At 60.7% G+C, this 18853-nt stretch carries 16 protein-coding genes; 6 read left to right on the forward strand and 10 right to left on the reverse strand.

Annotation, left to right across the window (positions count from 1 at the left end; all coding sequences use genetic code 11):
• The first annotated feature begins 28 nt into the window (after nt 1-28).
• From KGB27_RS10145 to creD, 4 genes are all read left to right on the forward strand, one after another.
• A complete protein-coding gene (locus tag KGB27_RS10145) occupies nt 29-532 on the forward strand; it encodes an ATP-dependent zinc protease (RefSeq protein WP_223413630.1) in 504 nt (167 codons plus the stop codon).
• A gap of 74 nt (nt 533-606) precedes the next feature.
• On the forward strand, nt 607-1287 hold the full coding sequence (gene creB, locus KGB27_RS10150; protein ID WP_223554242.1) for a two-component system response regulator CreB: 681 nt from the start codon (nt 607-609) through the stop codon (nt 1285-1287).
• A complete protein-coding gene (gene creC / locus KGB27_RS10155) occupies nt 1287-2705 on the forward strand; it encodes a two-component system sensor histidine kinase CreC (RefSeq protein WP_223554244.1) in 1419 nt (472 codons plus the stop codon). The genes creB and creC overlap by 1 nt, the downstream gene beginning before the upstream one ends.
• Before the next feature lie 186 nt (nt 2706-2891).
• A complete protein-coding gene (gene creD, locus KGB27_RS10160; RefSeq protein WP_223554246.1) occupies nt 2892-4262 on the forward strand; it encodes a cell envelope integrity protein CreD in 1371 nt (456 codons plus the stop codon).
• Nucleotides 4263-4473: 211 nt separating this feature from the next.
• On the opposite strand, the gene KGB27_RS10165 is transcribed toward creD, so the two are convergent.
• The 8 genes from KGB27_RS10165 to KGB27_RS10200 all read right to left on the reverse strand — a co-directional run bounded on the left by KGB27_RS10165 (nt 4474) and on the right by KGB27_RS10200 (nt 13530).
• Nucleotides 4474-5103, reverse strand: a complete 630-nt coding sequence (locus KGB27_RS10165) for a glutathione S-transferase (protein WP_223554248.1) — start codon at nt 5101-5103, stop codon at nt 4474-4476.
• A gap of 46 nt (nt 5104-5149) precedes the next feature.
• Nucleotides 5150-5329 (reverse strand): hypothetical protein, encoded by a 180-nt coding sequence (locus tag KGB27_RS10170; protein WP_223554250.1) that lies wholly within the window; start codon nt 5327-5329, stop codon nt 5150-5152.
• Nucleotides 5326-6456 (reverse strand): PepSY-associated TM helix domain-containing protein, encoded by a 1131-nt coding sequence (locus KGB27_RS10175; protein WP_008045147.1) that lies wholly within the window; start codon nt 6454-6456, stop codon nt 5326-5328. Before KGB27_RS10175 ends, KGB27_RS10170 begins: the two co-directional genes overlap by 4 nt.
• Before the next feature lie 69 nt (nt 6457-6525).
• Nucleotides 6526-8934 (reverse strand): TonB-dependent siderophore receptor, encoded by a 2409-nt coding sequence (locus tag KGB27_RS10180; RefSeq protein WP_223554252.1) that lies wholly within the window; start codon nt 8932-8934, stop codon nt 6526-6528.
• A 228-nt stretch (nt 8935-9162) separates the two neighbouring features.
• On the reverse strand, nt 9163-10134 hold the full coding sequence (locus KGB27_RS10185; RefSeq protein ID WP_207284829.1) for a FecR domain-containing protein: 972 nt from the start codon (nt 10132-10134) through the stop codon (nt 9163-9165).
• Complete coding sequence (locus KGB27_RS10190) at nt 10131-10649, reverse strand: RNA polymerase sigma factor (RefSeq protein WP_032829214.1); 519 nt, start codon at nt 10647-10649, stop codon at nt 10131-10133. Before KGB27_RS10190 ends, KGB27_RS10185 begins: the two co-directional genes overlap by 4 nt.
• Before the next feature lie 236 nt (nt 10650-10885).
• The gene (locus KGB27_RS10195; protein WP_223554254.1) at nt 10886-11593 is read right to left on the reverse strand and encodes a PolC-type DNA polymerase III; all 708 of its coding nucleotides are present in this window, start codon (nt 11591-11593) and stop codon (nt 10886-10888) included.
• The gene (locus KGB27_RS10200; protein WP_223554257.1) at nt 11590-13530 is read right to left on the reverse strand and encodes a putative nucleotidyltransferase substrate binding domain-containing protein; all 1941 of its coding nucleotides are present in this window, start codon (nt 13528-13530) and stop codon (nt 11590-11592) included. Before KGB27_RS10200 ends, KGB27_RS10195 begins: the two co-directional genes overlap by 4 nt.
• A gap of 253 nt (nt 13531-13783) precedes the next feature.
• On the opposite strand from KGB27_RS10200, the gene KGB27_RS10205 reads away from it, so the two are divergent.
• Nucleotides 13784-14230, forward strand: a complete 447-nt coding sequence (locus KGB27_RS10205) for a response regulator (protein ID WP_223434085.1) — start codon at nt 13784-13786, stop codon at nt 14228-14230.
• A 176-nt stretch (nt 14231-14406) separates the two neighbouring features.
• On the opposite strand, the gene KGB27_RS10210 is transcribed toward KGB27_RS10205, so the two are convergent.
• Nucleotides 14407-16584 (reverse strand): malate synthase G, encoded by a 2178-nt coding sequence (locus KGB27_RS10210; RefSeq protein ID WP_008045142.1) that lies wholly within the window; start codon nt 16582-16584, stop codon nt 14407-14409.
• 539 nt (nt 16585-17123) lie between these two features.
• On the opposite strand from KGB27_RS10210, the gene KGB27_RS10215 reads away from it, so the two are divergent.
• A complete protein-coding gene (locus KGB27_RS10215) occupies nt 17124-17642 on the forward strand; it encodes a glycine cleavage system protein R (RefSeq protein WP_008045141.1) in 519 nt (172 codons plus the stop codon).
• 215 nt (nt 17643-17857) lie between these two features.
• On the opposite strand, the gene rarD is transcribed toward KGB27_RS10215, so the two are convergent.
• Nucleotides 17858-18745, reverse strand: a complete 888-nt coding sequence (gene rarD / locus KGB27_RS10220) for an EamA family transporter RarD (RefSeq protein WP_192227612.1) — start codon at nt 18743-18745, stop codon at nt 17858-17860.
• Nucleotides 18746-18853: the final 108 nt, after the last annotated feature.

Consider the following 18853-nt stretch of genomic DNA (forward strand, 5'->3'; position numbering starts at 1 on the left):
CTGCCCACTTTCCCAGGATGCCCCTTACGTGAAATCCCTCCTCGCATTGCTTTCCCTCGTGGCCCTGCCGGTCCTGGCCGCCGAGCCGACCCTGTACGGGCGCTACGAATACATTGCGCTGCCGGAAATCGGCGGTGAAGTGCTCAAGGCCAAAATGGACACCGGCGCCCTGACCGCTTCGCTGTCGGCCAAGGACATCGAAACCTTCACCCGCGACGGCGATGAATGGGTGCGCTTCCGCCTCGCCACCAAAGACGCGAGCAACAAGGTCTACGAACACAAGGTCGCGCGGATCAGCAAGATCAAGACCCGCTCCGAAGAGGACGAGGATGAAGATGTAGCGGCGCCCACCAAGCGCCCGGTGGTCGATCTGGAACTGTGCCTGGGCAACGTCAAGCGCACGGTCGAGGTCAACCTCACCGACCGCAGCAGCTTCAATTACCCGCTGCTGATCGGCGCCAAAGCCCTGCGTGAATTCGGCGCGGCCGTGAACCCGGCGCGACGTTTTACGGCGGACAAGCCCGACTGCTGATTTCAAGTGGTCTCATTGACGTGACGTGAGGCATGGGGCACCGTTCGCCCACTCAACTGCCGGGCTCGGACGCCATGCCTCATATCCTGATTGTCGAAGACGAAGCGGCGATTGCCGACACCCTGATTTTCGCCTTGCAGGGCGAAGGGTTCACCACGACGTGGCTGAGCCTTGGCGCCGCCGCGCTGGACCATCAGCGGCAGACGCCGGCCGACCTGATCATTCTCGACATCGGCCTGCCGGATATCAGCGGCTTCGAAACCTGCAAGCAACTGCGCCGTTTCAGTGAAGTGCCGGTGATTTTCCTCAGCGCGCGTGATGCGGAAATCGACCGTGTCGTGGGCCTGGAAATCGGTGCCGACGATTATGTGGTCAAGCCGTTCAGCCCACGGGAAGTGGCCGCGCGCGTGCGGGCCATTCTCAAGCGCATGGCGCCGCGTGCAGTGCCCGACGCTGGCTCTGCGCTGTTTCGCATCGACAGCGAGCGGGTACAGATCTGCTATCGCGGCCAGTTGCTGAGCCTCACCCGCCACGAATTCCGTCTGCTGCAATGCCTGTTGGAACAACCCGAACGCGTGTTCAGCCGCGAGCAGTTGCTCGATGCGCTGGGCGTCGCCGCCGACGCCGGGTATGAGCGCAGCATCGACAGCCACATCAAGAGCGTGCGCGCCAAATTGCGTCTGGTGAAGGCTGATGCCGAACCGATCCAGACCCATCGCGGCCTCGGTTACAGCTACAGTCCGGGGCACAGCTGATGCCCTTGGGGATCCGGATATTCCTGGTCTATGTGCTGTTCATCGGCCTGACCGGTTACTTCGTGCTCAACACCGTGATGGAGGAAATCCGCCCCGGTGTGCGTCAGTCCACCGAAGAAACCCTGGTCGATACCGCCAACCTGATGGCCGAAATCCTGCGCGATGATTTCAAGGCCGGCACGCTCAATCAGAACCGCTGGCCCGAATTGCTCAAGGCCTATGGCGAGCGGCAACCGAAGGCGAGCATCTGGGGGTTGCCGAAAAATCAGGTCAACCACCGCATCTACGTCACCGACGCCAAGGGCATCGTGGTGCTGGATTCCAGCGGTGTGGCGGTGGGTCAGAATTACTCGCGCTGGAACGATGTTCTGCTGACTTTGCGCGGTGAATACGGCGCCCGCTCCAGTCGCAGTGATCCGAACGATGCCAGCTCTTCGGTGATGCACGTTGGCGCGCCGATCCGCGACAACGGACAGATCATCGGCGTGGTCACCGTGGCCAAACCCAATAGCTCGTTGCAGCCTTACGTCGATCGCACCGAGCGCCGATTGCTCGCGTATGGCGCCGGGTTGATCGGCCTCGGCTTGCTGTTTGGCGCGTTGCTGTCGTGGTGGCTGAGCGCAGCGCTGCGGCGCTTGACCGCTTATGCGAAAGCCGTGAGTGAAGGCCGGCGAGTCGAGGTTCCGCACTATCGCGGTGGCGAGCTGGAGCAACTGGCGACTGCTGTGGAACAGATGCGCACGCAGCTCGAAGGCAAGGCCTACGTTGAGCGTTACGTGCACACATTGACCCATGAATTGAAAAGCCCGCTGGCGGCGATTCGTGGTGCGGCGGAATTGCTGCAAGGGGAGATGCCGTTGGCGCAACGGCAGCGTTTCGTCAGCAACATTGACAGCGAAAGCGTGCGGATGCAGCAGTTGATCGAACGGTTGCTGAACCTGGCGCAGGTTGAGCAGCGCCAAGGCTTGGAAGAGCGGGTGGCCGTGCCGTTGGCGGGTTTGGTCGATGAGCTGCTGAGTGCTCAGGCCGGGCGCATCGAAGGCAAACGGTTACGCGTGGAGCAGGCGATCCCAGGGGATCTGGCGTTGACCGGTGAACCCTTTCTGTTGCGTCAGGCGCTGGGTAATCTGCTGGAAAATGCGCTGGATTTCACGCCGGTGAATGGCGTGCTGCGATTCAGCGCCAAGCGGATTGGCGAACAGATTGAGTTCAAACTGTTCAATCAGGCCGAAGCGATTCCCGAATACGCGTTGCCGCGATTGAGTGAGCGCTTCTATTCGTTGCCGCGTCCGGACAGTGGGCGCAAGAGCACAGGGTTGGGGCTCAATTTTGTAGAGGAAGTGGTGAAGCTGCATGGCGGGACATTGAGCATTGGCAATGTCGAGGGTGGTGTTGAAGTGACGTTGCGGCTGGCATAAAACCGAGTCGCGGCCAATCGCCGGCAAGCCGGTCTCGCTCCCACATGGGCTTGCGTTGAACCTGTGGGAACGAGACCGGCTTGCCGGCGATGGGGACGGCCCAGTCTCCACATAATCTCCATACTCCCCCCACAAAACCCCCACATACCCATCCCAGACTCTCCCCATCCAAACAGGGAGAGTCCCATGAACCGAAATCTGACCATAAAACTCGGGGCCATTGCCCTGCTGATTCTGTTGTTGCTGATCCCGTTGCTGATGATCAACGGCGTGATCCAGGAGCGCCAGGAACTGCGCGACGGTGTGCTCGAAGACATTGCGCGCAGTTCCAGCTACAGCCAGCGCCTGAGCGGGCCGTTGATGGTGGTGCCTTATCGCAAAGTGGTGCGCACCTGGAAGCTCAACGAAAAAACCAACGAGCGTTACCAGGACATCGGCGAAGAGCGCGGCCGTTTGTACTTCCTGCCGGAGCGTTTCGAACTCGACGGGCAGGTCCAGACCGAGCTGCGTTCCCGGGGCATCTACGAGGCGCGGCTGTTCCACGCCGACAACCGCATCAGCGGACACTTCTCGGTGCCGGCGCAACTGGGCATCAAGGAAGATTTCGCCGACTACCAGTTCGATCAGCCATTTCTCGCCGTCGGGATCAGCGACATTCGCGGCATCGAGAATGCATTGAAACTGGAACTCAATGACCAGCGCCTGGACTTCATCCCCGGCAGTCAGGTGGGCTGGTTGGGCGAAGGTGTGCACGTGACGCTGCCGGCGCTTGACCCACGTCAGGCCACGGAACTGGCCTTCGGTTTCGACCTGCGTTTGCAAGGCACCGGCCAGTTGCAGGTTCTCCCGGTGGGCAAGACCAGCAAAGTCTCGCTGGCCGCCAACTGGCCGCATCCGAGCTTCATCGGTAACTACCTGCCGACCCAACGCGAAGTCTCCGATCAGGGCTTTACCGCGAATTGGCAGACCTCGTTTTTCTCCACCAACCTGCAAGAAGCGCTGAGCAGTTGCGTGTCCGGCGGCGACTGTGACGCGTTCAGCGGCCGCAGCTTCGGCGTGAGCTTCATCGACCCGGTGGACCAGTACCTGAAAAGCGACCGGGCGATCAAATACGCACTGCTGTTCATCGTCCTGACCTTCGCCGGTTTCTTCCTCTTCGAAGTCCTGAAGAGCCTGGCGGTGCACCCGGTGCAATACGCGTTGGTGGGCGTGGCACTGGCGTTCTTTTATCTGCTGTTGCTGTCGTTGTCCGAGCACATCGGTTTTGCCCTGGCGTATCTGTTGTCGGCCAGCGGCTGCGTGTTGTTGATCGGTTTCTATGTCTGCCACGTGCTGCGCAGCGTGCACCACGGCTTGAGTTTTTCGGCAGGATTGGCGGCGTTGTATGGCCTGCTCTATGGCTTGTTGAGCGCCGAGGATTACGCGCTGTTGATGGGGTCGTTGCTGCTGTTCGGGTTGCTGGGCGTGTTTATGGTGCTGACCCGCAAGCTGGATTGGTACGGGATCGGGCAGAAGACAGCCAAGCCGCTGGAGTTCGATATCGGGGTGGTGGAATGAGCCGTTCGTTGGGGTTGCGTGAGGATCAGCGGGAGGGGGAGGTGTTGGTGACGCTGATTTTTGGGTTGTTTCCGGTAGATCCGGTGTGGTGCCATCGCGAGCAGGCTCGCTCCCACAGTGGATCTCCAGTGTGCACAGAATTTATACACACCACAGATCAAAATGTGGGAGCGGGCTTGCTCGCGAAGAGGCCGGAACAGTCAGCGAAAATCTAGCCCTTCGGCATCGTCGCCACCATCGAAGGCCGCTGGCTCACCTCAAAATACCAGTCCGCCAGCTTCGGATTCATCTCGCGCCATCCCAGATCCGGATGGCGCAAATCCACGTAACCCAACGCACACGCCACACTGATCGCCGCTACATCGAAATGGCTGGTCAGCTCGGCAATCGCGTCTTTTTCCAGCAACGCCAAGGCGCGGCGGATCTTGTCGCGTTGGCCATCGAGCCATTCGTCCCAGTGTTTTTCCGGGGCGCGCAGGGCGACTTCGTAACGCACCAGCACCGCAGCGTCCATGATCCCGTCGGCCAGGGAGGCCAGGGTCAGGCGACGCCAGCGGGCCGAGCCTTCGCGGGGAATCAGCGGGTTGCCGACGTGTTGGTGGTCGAGGTAGTCGAGAATCACCCGGCTGTCATGGATGACGTTGCCGTCGGCCAGGCGCAGGGCCGGGATTTTGCTCAGCGGGTTGTCATCGATCAGGGGCAGGTCCGGGGCAACCGGGGTCAGCACACAGTTTTGCAGGGCGACGCGGTCTTGCTGACCGGTCTCGTGCAGCAGCACCATGACTTTGCGAACGAAGGGCGACAACGGGTTGTGGTAGAGGGTCATGCTCGGGGCGGACATGGCAGCATCTCGGTCGGTTTGCAGTGTCGGGAGCATAGCGCGTGGATCACACAACTTGTAGGAGGCCGCGCAAGGCGAGGACGGCCGGGATGCCCAGGCCCAGCCAGCTCAACGCATCCCAAACGCCATCGCCCAGCAAGGCCGCAAACAACCCGGCAGCGCTGAGCAGCGCGATGACGGTGGGCGTAGAGAAGACCTTCCAGAAGTTCGACTGCCGCGGCTTCATGCGTTGGCCTCCGCTTGTTCCAGTACAGGCCTTGCCGCTTTGCGCCGCACCACCCACAGGTAAACCCCGCTGCCGAGCACGATGATGGTCAGCACATCGAGGGTCGCCCAGAGGATTTTCATCGGCATGCCGCCGTAGTCACCGAAGTGCAACGGCTGCGACATGCCCATGGCGTCCATGTACCACGGCCGTTCGGCCACGGCGGTGACTTGCAGGGTGCTGGCGTCGATCAGCACCGGCGTCAGCAGATGCGAGGTCAGGTGCGTGCTGCCCTTCATGAACACCGCGTAATGGTGCTCACTGGAAAACCGCGTGCCGGGGAAGGCGATGAAGTCTGGCTGCATACCGGGCGCGACTTCTTTGGCGATGTCGAGCAAGCGGGTCGCAGGCGCGAGTTGCGTCAGCGCCGGCGCATCGCGATACGGTGCAACCATCGCGCTCAGGCTGTCATTGCGCCACGCGGCGATCAGCAGGTCGGCGCAGGCACTGATGACGCCGGTGACGCCGACCACCAGCGCCCAGGTCAGGGTGACGACGCCGATCAGGTTATGCAGGTCGAGCCAGCGCAGGCGCGTGGATTTGTCCTGGCGTACGGTGGCGAATTTCAACCGGCGCATGAACGGCAGGTACAGCACCGTCCCGGACACGATAGCCACTACAAACAGAATCCCCATGAACGCCAGCAGCAGCTTGCCCGGCAGGCCGGCGAACATGTCCACGTGCAGGCGCAGCATGACCATCATGAAGCCGCCGTTGGCCGATGGCATCTCCAGCGCTTCACCGGTGCGGGCGTCGAGCATGAACGTGTGCGACGAATTCGGTTCGGTGCCGGCAGTGGCCGCCATGATCGCGATGGCGGCGTTCGGTTCGTCTTCGTCGAAGCCGAAATACTGCATGACTTCGCCGGGCCGATGTTTTTGCGCGGCCTGCACCAGTTGCTGCAGATTCAGCTGCGGAGTGTCGGCCGGCAGCTGCTGCAACTCGGCGGCATCGCCCAGCAAGTGGTCGATTTCGTGGTGGAAGATCAACGGCAGGCCGGTCAGTGCCAGCATCAGCAGGAAGACCGTGCAGATCAGGCTGGTCCAGGTGTGGACAAAGGACCAGCGGCGAATGGTTTTGCTTTTCATGACCCATCCAAATGCAAAAGGGCCACGGCTGTACCGTGACCCTTGTGTGGCTGTAATCCGCTCAGCGGTTTACCACTTGTAGTTGACTGCCGCCACGACGTTGCGCTCGTCGCCGTAGTAGCACCAGGTGCCATCGCAGGTCGACAGGTAGTCCTTGTTGAACAGGTTCTTCGCGGTGACGTCAACCGAAACGCCTGCCAGTACCGGGTTGATGCGGCTCAGGTCGTAATGCACGGCGGCGTCGTACACAGTGTACGAACCCACGTGACCATTGTTGGTGTTGGCCGTGTTGCCGTAGGTATCGCCGACATAACGCACGCCCGCGCCCACGCCAAAACCGTCGAGCACACCGGTGTGCCACGTGTAATCGGACCACAGGGAGGCCTGATTGCGCGGGACCAGTTTCATCCGGTTGCCCTTGTCGTCGCCCTTGAGGATCTCGGTATCGGTGTAGGTGTAGGAACCCACCAGTTTCAGGTTGTCGGTGACATCGGAGACGGCTTCCAGCTCGATACCGCGCACTTTCAATTCACCGATCTGGCTGGTGACGTTGTTCTGCGACACCGACACGTTCTGCTGGCGAAGGTCGAACGCGGCGGCGGTCAGCAAGGTGCGGCTGCCCGGTGGCTGGTACTTCACGCCGACTTCGGTCTGCTTGCCTTCGGTGGGTTTGAACGACTTGGTCGAACTGGCATCGGCGCCCATCGAAGGCTGGAACGACTCGGTGTAGGAGATGTACGGCGTGATCCCGGAGTCGAACACGTAACTCAGGCCTGCGTTGCCGCTGAAAGCCTTGTCGCGCTGGGTGTTGGTGGCATCGCCCTGGTTATTGAACTGCGTCGAGCTGTGAATCCAGTCTTCGCGGCCGCCGAGGGTCAGGCGCCATTTGTCCAGGGAGATCTGGTCCTGGGCGTAGAGGCCGGTCTGGTTGGTTTTCTGGTTGTAGTCGTAAAAGGTGTTGTACGCGACGTTGGTGAAGTCCGCACCACGGATTGGCTTGATCACGTTGCTGTCGGGCGCGTTGCCTTCCAGCCATTTGTAATTGGTGTTGGTCCGCTGGTGGTCCAGGCCCAACAGCACGACATGGCTCAGCGCACCGGTCTGGAAGTCGGCCTGGAAGTTGTTGTCCACGGCGAACTGGCTGATGTCCTCATCAACCTGATCGACCAGACGGCGCAGGGTGCCGTCCGCCGCCACGACGTCACCGAACGACGCATAGGCTTGCTGGAACGACAGATCGCTTTTGGTGTAACGCAGGTTTTGCTTGAACTGCCAGACATCGTTCAGGCGATGGTCGAAGGCGTAACCCAGTGCGTAATAGGTGCGGTCGTAGTGATCGGAGTCCGGATCGCCAAGGTTTTTATGGTGCGAAATTTTCGCCCCGGCCGGAGAGGCCAGCTTGGTGCCTTGCAGAGGCAGGAACTGACCGCTGACCCCGGTATCGTCGCGGGTGAACTGCGAGAGGAAGGTCAGGTGTGTATCGTCATCGATGTTCCAGGTCAGGCTCGGCGCGAGGTTGTAGCGCTTGTCATCAATGTGATCGACCGGCATGCCGCTGTCGCGCACCACGCCGTCGACGCGGTACAGGAACTGACCCTCGTCATCGATTTTTCCGGTGCTGTCGAAGCTGATTTGCTTGCGATTGTTGCTGCCGACTTCGGCCCGCACTTCGTGGCTGGCAATGGCATCGGGACGGCGGCTGACCATGTCGAGCATGCCGCCCGGTGGCGTCTGGCCGTATACCGAAGAGGCCGGGCCGCGCAGGAGCGTGATGCGTTCCAGGTTCCAGGTTTCAGCCTTTGGGTTGGCGTAGGAACCTTTTGGCAACGGCAGGCCGTCGAGGAACTGGGTTGGCTCGAAGCCGCGTACGCGCAGCCAGTCGGCGCGGGAGTCGCTGCCATAGCTGCTGGCGATCACGCCTGGCATGTAACGCACGGCGTCATCGAGATTCTGTACGCCGCGATCTTCCATCTGGGCGCGGGTGATCACCGACATCGAGCGTGGTGCTTCGACAATCGGCGTATCGGTCTTGGTGCCGGCAGCGGTGCGAGTGGCGACGTAACCGTCTACCGGGCCCCAGGCGTTTTCAGTGTTTTCTACGCCGATCACGCTGGTTTCCGGCAGGGCCACCACGCCCTCAGGCATGGCCACCAGGCTGTAGGTGCCAGTGCTGCTCTGTTCCAGTTGCAGACCGGTGCCACGCAAAGCTGCCTGCAAGGCGCCAACCGCGTCGAACTGGCCATTGACCGGTGCCGACGTCTTGCCCGCCGCCAGCGACGGATTCAGCGACAGCGCCAGGCCCGACTGGCTGGCGATCTGGTTCAACGTTGTGGCCAATGGCGCGGCCGGCAGGTTGTAGGCACGAACGCTGGACGCTTGTTCGGCGGCGATCAGTTGGCTACTGGCCAGAGGGGCGCAAAGGGCAATGGCGACCGCCAGCAAACTGGGGCGCAACAAGGTGTTTAGCGAACGGGACATGCAACGGCTCCTGAAAGGGAATACTTCTCAATTGCCTAGGTGCCGGACGAGAATCAAAAAGTGATAGGGCTGGATGAAAATAATTTCGATTCAGCAATTTTGGTGAGGCTGATGGCCTCTTCGCGGGCAAGCCTCGCTCCTACAGGGATTGTGCGTTACTCACGAAAGACTCAATCCCTGTAGGAGCGAGGCTTGCCCGCGAAGGCGTCCGCTCAGACGACAACTTTCTCAGGGCTTGGCATCAGCCTTCGCCACCGTCACCCACCACGGTGTGTGCTGTTCGATCTGCACCGGCAGCGTCGGCAACAGTGCGCTCAGCGCCAGGTCGGTGTCGTGCAACGGGAAACTGCCGGTGATGCGCAGGTCGGCGATCTCGGGCGCTACGCCCAGATGCCCACGCCGATAACGACTGAGTTCGTGAACCAGGTCTTCCAGCCGTGCGTTGTCCACCACCAGCATGCCGCGGGTCCAGGCATCGGCGCCGAGGTTGAGCGCGATGATCGGCCCCAGGCCATTGTTGCGCATCAGCACTTGCTGGCCTTCGTGCAGGATCTGTTCTTCAGTGCTCGACTCGGGGTGGGCGGCCACGGCGGACTGCAACACGCTCAGGCGCGTGCCTTCTTCCTCGCGCTTGACCAGGAACCGCGTGCCCAGTGCGCGCATGCTGCCTTCGCGGGTTTCGACGATAAACGGCCGGGCGTCGCCATGGCCGGTTTCGACGAGGATTTCCCCTTCCTGAAGAATCACCCGGCGCTGCTTCTCATCAAAACGCACATCCACGGCGCTGTGAGTGTTGAGGTTGATCAGCGTGCCGTCGCTCAGGCGCAGGGTGCGTTGCTCGCCGGTGGCGGTGCGCTGATCCGCCAGCCAATAGTCGACCGGCAGATAACGATCACCGGCAAACAGCGCCAGGCCAAGCACCGCAACGATGCTGGCCACGCCGCTGCCGAGTTTGCGCACCCGTCGGCGAATGCTTTCGCGCGATTGCAGCAACGCGGTGCGGGCCGGGCCGCTGGCCACGCTGAAACGCTGGTCGAGCATGCCCAACTGGCGCCAGGCGCGGGCGTGCTCTTCGTGGGCGGCGTGCCATTTGGCAAACTCTTCGCGCTCCACCGGAGTGCCGGAATCCAGCGACAATTGCCAGGCAATCGCCGCGTCCAGCACCTGCGCCGAGACCGGCTTGGAACTGACCGGGTTCACACCGGCTCACCGTACAGCGCGATGTAGCACTGACGAATGCCCTGCGCCAGGTACTGACGCACCCGAGGCACCGACACGCCCAGGCGCTGGGCGATTTCCGCGTGGCCGAGGCCGTCCAGACGGTTGTAGAGAAACGCCGCCCGCGCCTTGCTCGACAGCTTGCCGAGCAGGCGGTCGATGTTTTTCAGGTCTTCGAGGATCATCTGCTGTTCTTCCACCGACGGTTGTTCGCCTTCGGGGATCAGCATCAGTTCGGTGAGGTAGGCCTGTTCCAGCGCAGCGCGGCGGAAATAGTCGAAAAGCAGGCCCTTGGCAATCGCCACCAGAAACGCCCGCGGTTCGCGAGGTTCGTTCAGTTGATCACGGCCCAGCAAACGCACGAAGGTGTCCTGACTCAGGTCTTCGGCCCGTTGCGGGCAGGCGACATTGCGTCGAAGCCAGGCCAATAGCCAACTGCGGTGGTCGCGATATAACGCACCGACGAGCTCACTGTGGGGGCTTTGGACTGACGACACGCAGCATCACCGATTGGGAAGTGTTAACTAACGAGAATTGTTCGCGATTGTGGCAGAGGCGGGGGAGGTAAGCAATTGGCCACTGGTCAGGTGGTTTTGGTGGGGGGCAGTTGGACCGTGTCATCGTTCTTCGCGGGCAAGCCTCGCTCCTACAGGATGGTGCGTTGCTCACGAACAACGTAAACCCTGTAGGAGCGAGGCTCGCCCGCGAAGGCGCCAGAACAGACGCCGCGAATTCAGAATGAAGGAGTCCGTTGTCGCCGTTTCCACTGACTCAACCGCTGTTGCAGATTCAACGGGCTATGAATCTGCTGCTGCCGCGCGCGGCTGAACAGGATCAGCGCCAGCTCGGCAGTCGCCAGCGCATCGGCACTGGCGTTGTGGCGTTCGAACACCTCGAGCTTGAACCAGTCGATCCACTCATCCAGCCCCGCCTCGCGAATGTGCGCCTGAGGGCAGAGCAGGGGGGCGATATCCGCCACATCCAGAAACGGATGCTGCAATTTGTAGCCCAGATGATCTTTCAGTGCGCGGCCGAGCATGTGCTGATCAAACGGCGCATGAAACGCCAGCACCGGGCTGTCGCCGACAAACTCCATGAACTCGACCAACGCCTGCGCCGGATCGCTGCCGGCGGCAATCGCGCTCGGGCCCAAGCCGTGAATCAACACGCTCGGCGCCACTTTCATGTCCGCGCATTGCAGGGTGCGTTCGAACTGCTGGCTGAAGTCGATCGCCCCGTCCTCAATCACCACCGCCCCGATGGACAACACCCGATCCTTGTTCAGGTTCAACCCCGTGGTTTCCAGATCCAGCACCACCCAGCGCTGCTCGCGCAGGCTGCATTCTCTGAGCTCGGCCCGCGCCGGCAAACGTAGCAGACGTTGCTGCAATTCCCCGGACAGCATCGGCCCTGCCGGGCGCAGCCATGAAAACAGGCTCATAGCTGATACCGCAGGGTCAGGCTGCTTTGCAGGCGTTGGGCCTGGCGCAGGGATTCACGCAGGATGCGTCGGTCCAGATGATTGAGGCTGTCGGGATCGACCCGGTTGGAGTAGGGCAAATTCTCCCGGGTCTGTAGCTGATGTTGCTGCATGCGGGTTTGCTGGATGAAGTGATACGCCTCTTCGTACGCCGCACCGTCCAGTCGATCGATGACTTCTTTGTCGACCAACTGGCGAAAGCGCTCCAGCGTATTGTTCGCCTCGATGCCATGGGCCAAGGCCAACAGTCGGGCGCCGTCGACAAACGGGGTCAGGCCCTGGACTTTCAGGTCCAGCGTGGCTTTCTCGCCATTTTTGCGCGCCAGCACAAACTCGCGGAAACGCCCTACGGGTGGACGGTTGCGCAGGGCGTTCTCGGCCATCATTCGCTGGAACAATCGGTTGTCGGCAACCTGATCGAGAATCCCCCGACGCAACTGCTCGCAGCTTTGCTCGTCGCCCCAGACCACGCGCAGGTCGAAATAGATGCTCGAACCCAGCAGGTTTTCCGGCGTCGCCTCACGAATAAATGCCGCAAAACGCCGCGCCCATTCGGCCCGGGACAAACACAGCTCGGGGTTGCCGGCCATGATGTTGCCTTTGCACAGGGTGAAACCGCAGAGCGCCAGGCTCTGGTTGATCTGCTGAGCGATGGGCAGCAACTTGCCGCGAATCTCGGCAGCGTGCGCGGCGTCCCGCGCTTCGAACAGAATGCCGTTGTCCTGGTCGGTATGCAGCGTCTGCTCGCGGCGGCCTTCGCTGCCGAAACACAACCAACTGAACGGCACGCCCGGGTCGCCTTTCTCGGCGAGGGTCAGTTCGATCACCCGGCACACGGTGTGATCGTTGAGCAGGGTGATGATGTGGGTGATCTGGGTTGAGGACGCACCGTGGGCCAGCATGCGCTCGACCAATTGACCGATCTCGCCGCGCAGCGCCACCAGGTTTTCCACGCGCTGGGCGCTGCGGATGGTTCGCGCCAGATGCACGAGGTCGACCCGTTGCAGGGAAAACAAGTCGCGCTCCGAGACAACGCCGCACAGACGCTGGTCCTTGACCAGGCAGACGTGGGCGATGTGCCGCTCGGTCATGGCAATCGCGGCATCGAAGGCGCTGTGGTCCGGCGTCAGGAAAAACGGCGCCTGGGTCATGTGCCGTTCGATGGATTCGTTGAAGTCGTTGATGCCTTCGGCCACCACGTGGCGCAGGTCGCGCAGGGTGAAAATACCCAACGGCGCCTTGTGCTCATCGACCACCACAATGCTGCCGACCTGCTGCTCGTGCATCAGGGTGACCGCTTCCCGCAGCGGCGTGGTCGGGCTGCACGTCACCGGGTGACGCATGGCCAGTTCGCCCAGACGGGTATTCAGCGAGTATTGGGTGCCGAGGGTTTCCACGGCTTTTTGCTGGACTTGCTGGTTGACCTGGTCCAGCAAACTGCTCACGCCGCGTAGGGCAAAGTCGCGAAACGCGTTGGAAAGTGCGAACAGTTTTATGAACGCCAGCTTGTTCAGCTGTAGGCAAAAGGTGTCTTCGGCGGCCAGGTGTTCGGTGCGTGTCGCACGCTCACCCAGCAGCGCGGCGAGGGGGAAACATTCGCCGGTGGTGATTTCGAAGGTGGTTTCCGTGCCGCCCTTGGCCGTGTGGGGACGTTCACCCACGACCCGGCCCTGTTTGACGACGTAGAAATGCTCAACCGGGCCATCGGCGGGCTTGATGATGCTCTCGCCGGGGGCATAAAAACGTAGCTGACATTGTTCAACCAGGTACGCCAGGTGAGCGTGTTCCATTTGATTGAAGGGCGGGAAGCGCTGAAGGAATTGCAAAGTGCCCTGGATGTTCTGCAATACCGCGGTTTTCCCTGCCTGTGTGAAGGCGTCCGCTTTACTCATAACCATTACCGCAGTCTTTTATGAATTGTTGTTGTCGGGTGACTCAGTCATGGTCGGCCCCTGCGCGCAGGGTGCCCATTGGACGTAAGTCTAGGTCGGGCCCTGCGGCGATGAAATTTCGGAAATGCCTTACACAATCTTGGGAAGAACCTATCCTTCTCCCTATAGGAAATAAATCCGACGAAGTGCACATTGACGGCCCGCTTAGCGATGTCTCACCACTGTGCTAGGGAATGATATTGGAAACTTAGAGAAAACCATGTCCGACCACGATATTTTGAGTGACGCCGAGCGCGAGGCGCTGAGTGCCGTCATGCTGGAACCCGACTTGCCGCCGCAACGGGTGCTGATCGTCGATGACGATAAAGATGCGCGCGAGCTGTTGTCGGAGATTCTAGGTCTGGATGGTATTCGTTGCATGACCGCAGCCAGCGGTGAAACCGCGCTAAAGATGCTGGCGGAGAAACCATCGATAGGCCTGGTGATTACTGATCTGCGGATGGGGCAAATTGATGGCCTGGAGTTGATCCGCAAGGTCCGTGAGTCCGTTCGGGGCGCCATGCCGTTCATCATCGTTTCCGGCGATGCCGACGTGAAGGACGCGATTGCCGCCATGCATTTGAGCGTGGTGGATTTTTTGCTCAAGCCGATTGATAGCGCGAAACTGCTAAAGCTGGTCAAGCATGAGTTGGGGTTGGAGCCCTGATCCAGGCTATCTGTTGCCCATTTGATCGCCTTCGCGGGCAAGCCTCGCTCCTACAGTCATACGCAGACCTGTAGGAGCGAGGCTTGCCCGCGAAGGCAACACCACTGATCTCAAGCAAACAAAAAAGGCCCTGATCCGAAGATCAGGGCCTTTTTTTGTCCAGCGCAAACGCTCAGTTACAGGCCATTGGCAGCCTTGAACTCGCGACGACGACGGTGCAGAACCGGCTCGGTGTAGCCGTTCGGCTGTTTGGTGCCTTCAACCACCAGTTCGACCGCCGCCTGGAAGGCGATGTTGCTGTCGAAGTTCGGTGCCAGCGGACGGTACAGCGCGTCATTGGCGTTCTGACGGTCAACCACCGGCGCCATGCGCTTGAGGCTTTCCATCACTTGCGCTTCGGTGACGATGCCATGACGCAACCAGTTGGCGATGTGCTGGCTGGAGATACGCAGCGTGGCACGGTCTTCCATCAGGCCGATGTCATTGATGTCCGGCACTTTCGAGCAACCAACACCCTGGTCGATCCAGCGCACCACGTAACCGAGAATGCCCTGGGCGTTGTTGTCCAGTTCGTTCTTGATCTGTTCCGCGGTCCACTGCGGGTTTACCGCCAGCGGGATGGTCAGGATGTCATCCACCGAGGCGCGTGCACGTTTGGCCAGTTCGGCCTGACGGGCGAACACGTCGACCTTGTGGTAGTGCAGCGCGTGCAGCGCAGCCGCCGTTGGCGATGGCACCCAAGCAGTGTTGGCGCCGGCCAATGGGTGAGCGATTTTCTGTTCAAGCATCGCCGCCATCAGGTCGGGCATCGCCCACATGCCTTTACCGATCTGTGCGCGACCTTGCAGGCCGGTGCTCAAACCGATATCGACGTTCCAGTTCTCGTAGGCACCGATCCACTTCTCGGCCTTCATGTCGGCCTTGCGCACCATCGGGCCGGCTTCCATGGAGGTGTGGATTTCATCGCCCGTACGGTCGAGGAAACCGGTGTTGATGAACACCACGCGCTCGCTGGCGGCCTTGATGCAGGCCTTGAGGTTGACCGTGGTGCGGCGCTCCTCGTCCATGATCCCGACTTTCAGGGTGTTGCGCGGCAAGCCGAGCACGTCTTCGATGCGACCGAACAGCTCGTTGGTGAACGCAGCTTCTTCCGGACCGTGCATCTTCGGTTTCACGATGTAGACCGAACCGGTGCGGCTGTTCTTGCGCGAGCTGTTGCCGTTGAGGCTGTGGATCGCCGCCAGGCAGGTCACCAGGCCGTCGAGAATGCCTTCCGGCACTTCGTTGCCGTCTTTATCGAGGATCGCGTCGATGGTCATCAGGTGACCGACGTTGCGCACGAACAACAGCGAACGACCGTGCAGGCTCAGTTCCTTGCCATCAACGCCGGTGTAGGTGCGGTCAGCGTTCATGGTGCGGGTAAAGGTCTTGCCACCCTTGGAGACTTCTTCCGACAGGTCGCCCTTCATCAGGCCGAGCCAGTTGCGGTAGATCACCACTTTGTCATCGGCATCGACAGCGGCGACGGAGTCTTCGCAGTCCATGATGGTGGTGAGTGCAGCTTCCATCAGGATGTCTTTGACGCCGGCAGCGTCGGTCTGGCCGACCGGGGTGCTGGCATCGACCTGGATTTCGAAATGCAGGCCGTTGTTTTTCAGCAGGATCGCGGTCGGTGCAGCGGCATCGCCGTGGAAACCGATCAACTGAGCGTCGTTGCGCAGGCCGCTGTTGCTGCCGCCTTTGAGGGCGACCACCAGTTTGCCGCCGACGATCTTGTAGCCGATGGAGTCGACGTGCGAGCCGGCAGCCAATGGCGCCGCTTCGTCGAGGAAGGCGCGGGCGAAGGCGATCACCTTGTCGCCGCGAACCTTGTTGTAGCCTTTGCCTTTTTCCGCGCCGTCAGCTTCGCTGATGGCGTCGGTGCCGTAGAGCGCGTCATACAGCGAACCCCAGCGGGCGTTCGAAGCATTGAGCGCGAAACGCGCATTCATCACCGGCACCACGAGCTGCGGGCCGGCCATGCGGGCGATTTCGTCATCGACGTTTTGCGTCGTTGCCTGGAAATCGGCCGCTTCTGGCAGCAGATAACCGATGTCTTGCAAGAAGGCTTTATAAGCCACGGCGTCGTGCGCCTGACCGGCACGGGATTGGTGCCAGCCGTCGATACGAGCCTGGAAATCATCGCGTTTGGCGAGTAGGGCTTTGTTCTTCGGCGCCAGGTCGTGAATGACCTTGTCGGCACCGGCCCAGAATTTATCGGCGGTGAGGCCGGTTCCGGGAATGGCTTCGTTGTTCACGAAGTCGAACAGGACTTTGGCGACCTGCAGGCCACCGACTTGAACGTGTTCAGTCATTGCTTGCCTCACTCTGCTCAGCTATTTCGCTTTTCAGCTCTTCAAATTAACAATGAAGCCTCTGGCTATTTAAACCACAAACCCCTTCCACCAGTACATGCCATTTCGGGCGGCTGGGATGGAACCGATCAACGGCGTTGAGGCCTTGCTGATAGGGCTTTCAGGGCTGCGACCGCGCCTGTGGCAGACATCGATCCAACGTTATGTAGTGCGCGCTGCGGCATACTACATGATGAATTGCGGTTGTGAAAATTAGACTAATTACGTCGTTCTGCGACCCCGTGACGCATTGCAGTCACGTCGGGGATAGGGATGTTCTCAAAAAAGTATGAGATTGTTCCAGTTAAATATAAGAAGTTGTACACGATTTGTTTTTTGGCAGGTTCATCGGTGGTGATCCATTCGCGGGCAAGCCTCGCTCCTACAGGGATGGCGCAGGTCTTGTAGGAGCGAGGCTTGCCCGCGAAGGCGTCGGCCGATTCAGCGCAGCAACATCCCTTGCCTATACTTCTCTTTCTACAACAAAAGAGGGCTGCGCCATGGACCACCTCGTACTCACTGTTTTCGCACCGGACAAACCTGGGCAGGTCGAGCGCATCGCCCAGTGCATTGCCGAGCACGGCGGCAACTGGCTGGAAAGCCGCATGTCACGCATGGCCGGGCAGTTTGCCGGGATTCTTCGGGTGGGCGTGCCGGCCGAGGCCTACGACGAATTGGTCGATGCCTTACAGGCGTTGTCCGTCCATGGCATTCGCGTGCTGATCGCCGAAAGCGGCATCGAACAATCCTGCACCTGGAAACCGATTGCCATGGAACTGGTCGGCAATGATCGTCCGGGGATCGTGCGCGACATCACGCGTTTGTTGAGTGAGCAAGGGGTCAACCTGGAGCGGCTGGTGACGGAAGTGCGTCCGGCGCCTATGAGCAGCGAGCCGTTGTTCCACGCCGAAGCGATTCTTGCGGTGCCGCTGACCTTGTCGCTGGACGTGTTGCAGTCGCGCCTGGAAACCCTGGCGGACGATTTGATGGTGGAGTTGGTATTGCGCAGCGACCCCTGACAGGGTTATCCAAGTTATACGTGCACCTGCCTGTGGATAACCTGTAGAGACAGCCCGCCAGCCCACGCCGGCCGGGCTTCTTCAAGATCTGATCAAAAAACCATCAGTTTCAACAAGTTGCGCACAAACGCCGGGGATCACGCTGTGGATAACCTTGGGAAGGGTCGATGCAGGCCACGAGAGGCGTGGCCTGCAGAGGTTTGTACGATTTTTGATCAGCTGCGGCGGCGCAGACTTATCCACGCATCGATGCTGTAAACCGCCAGGCCTGCCCAGATAAAGATGAAGGCGACCAGTGTGCTGGACGACAGATGCTCGCCAAACAGCAGCACGGCTTGCAACAGCACCAATGTCGGCGCCAGGTACTGGAGAAATCCGAGTGTCGTGTAGGGCAAATGCCGTGCAGCGGCGTTGAAACACACCAGCGGCACCAGCGTTACCGGACCGGCAGCGACCAGCCACCAGGCTTCGGACGTGGTCCAGAATTCGGGTTGGGCGCTGACGGCCGTCTGATTGAACAGCAGCCAGGCGATGGCAATCGGCACCAGCATCCAGGTTTCCACCACCAGGCCCGGTAGCGCCTTGACCGGCGCCTGCTTGCGGATCAATCCGTAGAAGCCGAACGTCAACGCCAGCACCAGCGACACCCACGGCAGACTACCGACTTGCCACACCTGTTGCGCGACGCCGACCGCCGCCAGTCCCACGGCAATCCACTGCATACGCCGCAACCGTTCGCCAAGGATCAACATCCCCAGCAACACGTTCACCAGCGGGTTGATGTAGTAACCGAGACTGGCCTCAAGCATGCGCCCGTTGTTTACCGACCAGACGTACGTCAGCCAGTTGGCCGCGATCAGCGTGCCGCTCAAGGCCAGGATCGCCAGCCGTTTCGGGTTGTCACGCAACTCGCGCCACCAGCCCGGATGCTTCCACACCATCAGCAGCAACGCGCCGAACAGTGCCGACCAGAGCACGCGATGGATGATGATCTCCACGGCGGGCACGTTGGCAATGGCCTTGAAGTAGAGCGGGAAAAGTCCCCAGATGATGTAGGCACTCAGGCCCAGGATGTACCCGCGACGGGGGTTGGCGGCTTGCATGCAGAATCCTTGCTTAGGCAGCTAACAAAGAAGGGATTGTATAGACATGTGTTTTTTTTTGTAGGAGCGAGGCTTGCCCGCGAAGAACGATTACGCGGTGTATCTGGC

This window comes from Pseudomonas sp. BF-R-01 (assembly GCF_019946615.1).
GTDB lineage: Bacteria > Pseudomonadota > Gammaproteobacteria > Pseudomonadales > Pseudomonadaceae > Aquipseudomonas > Aquipseudomonas migulae.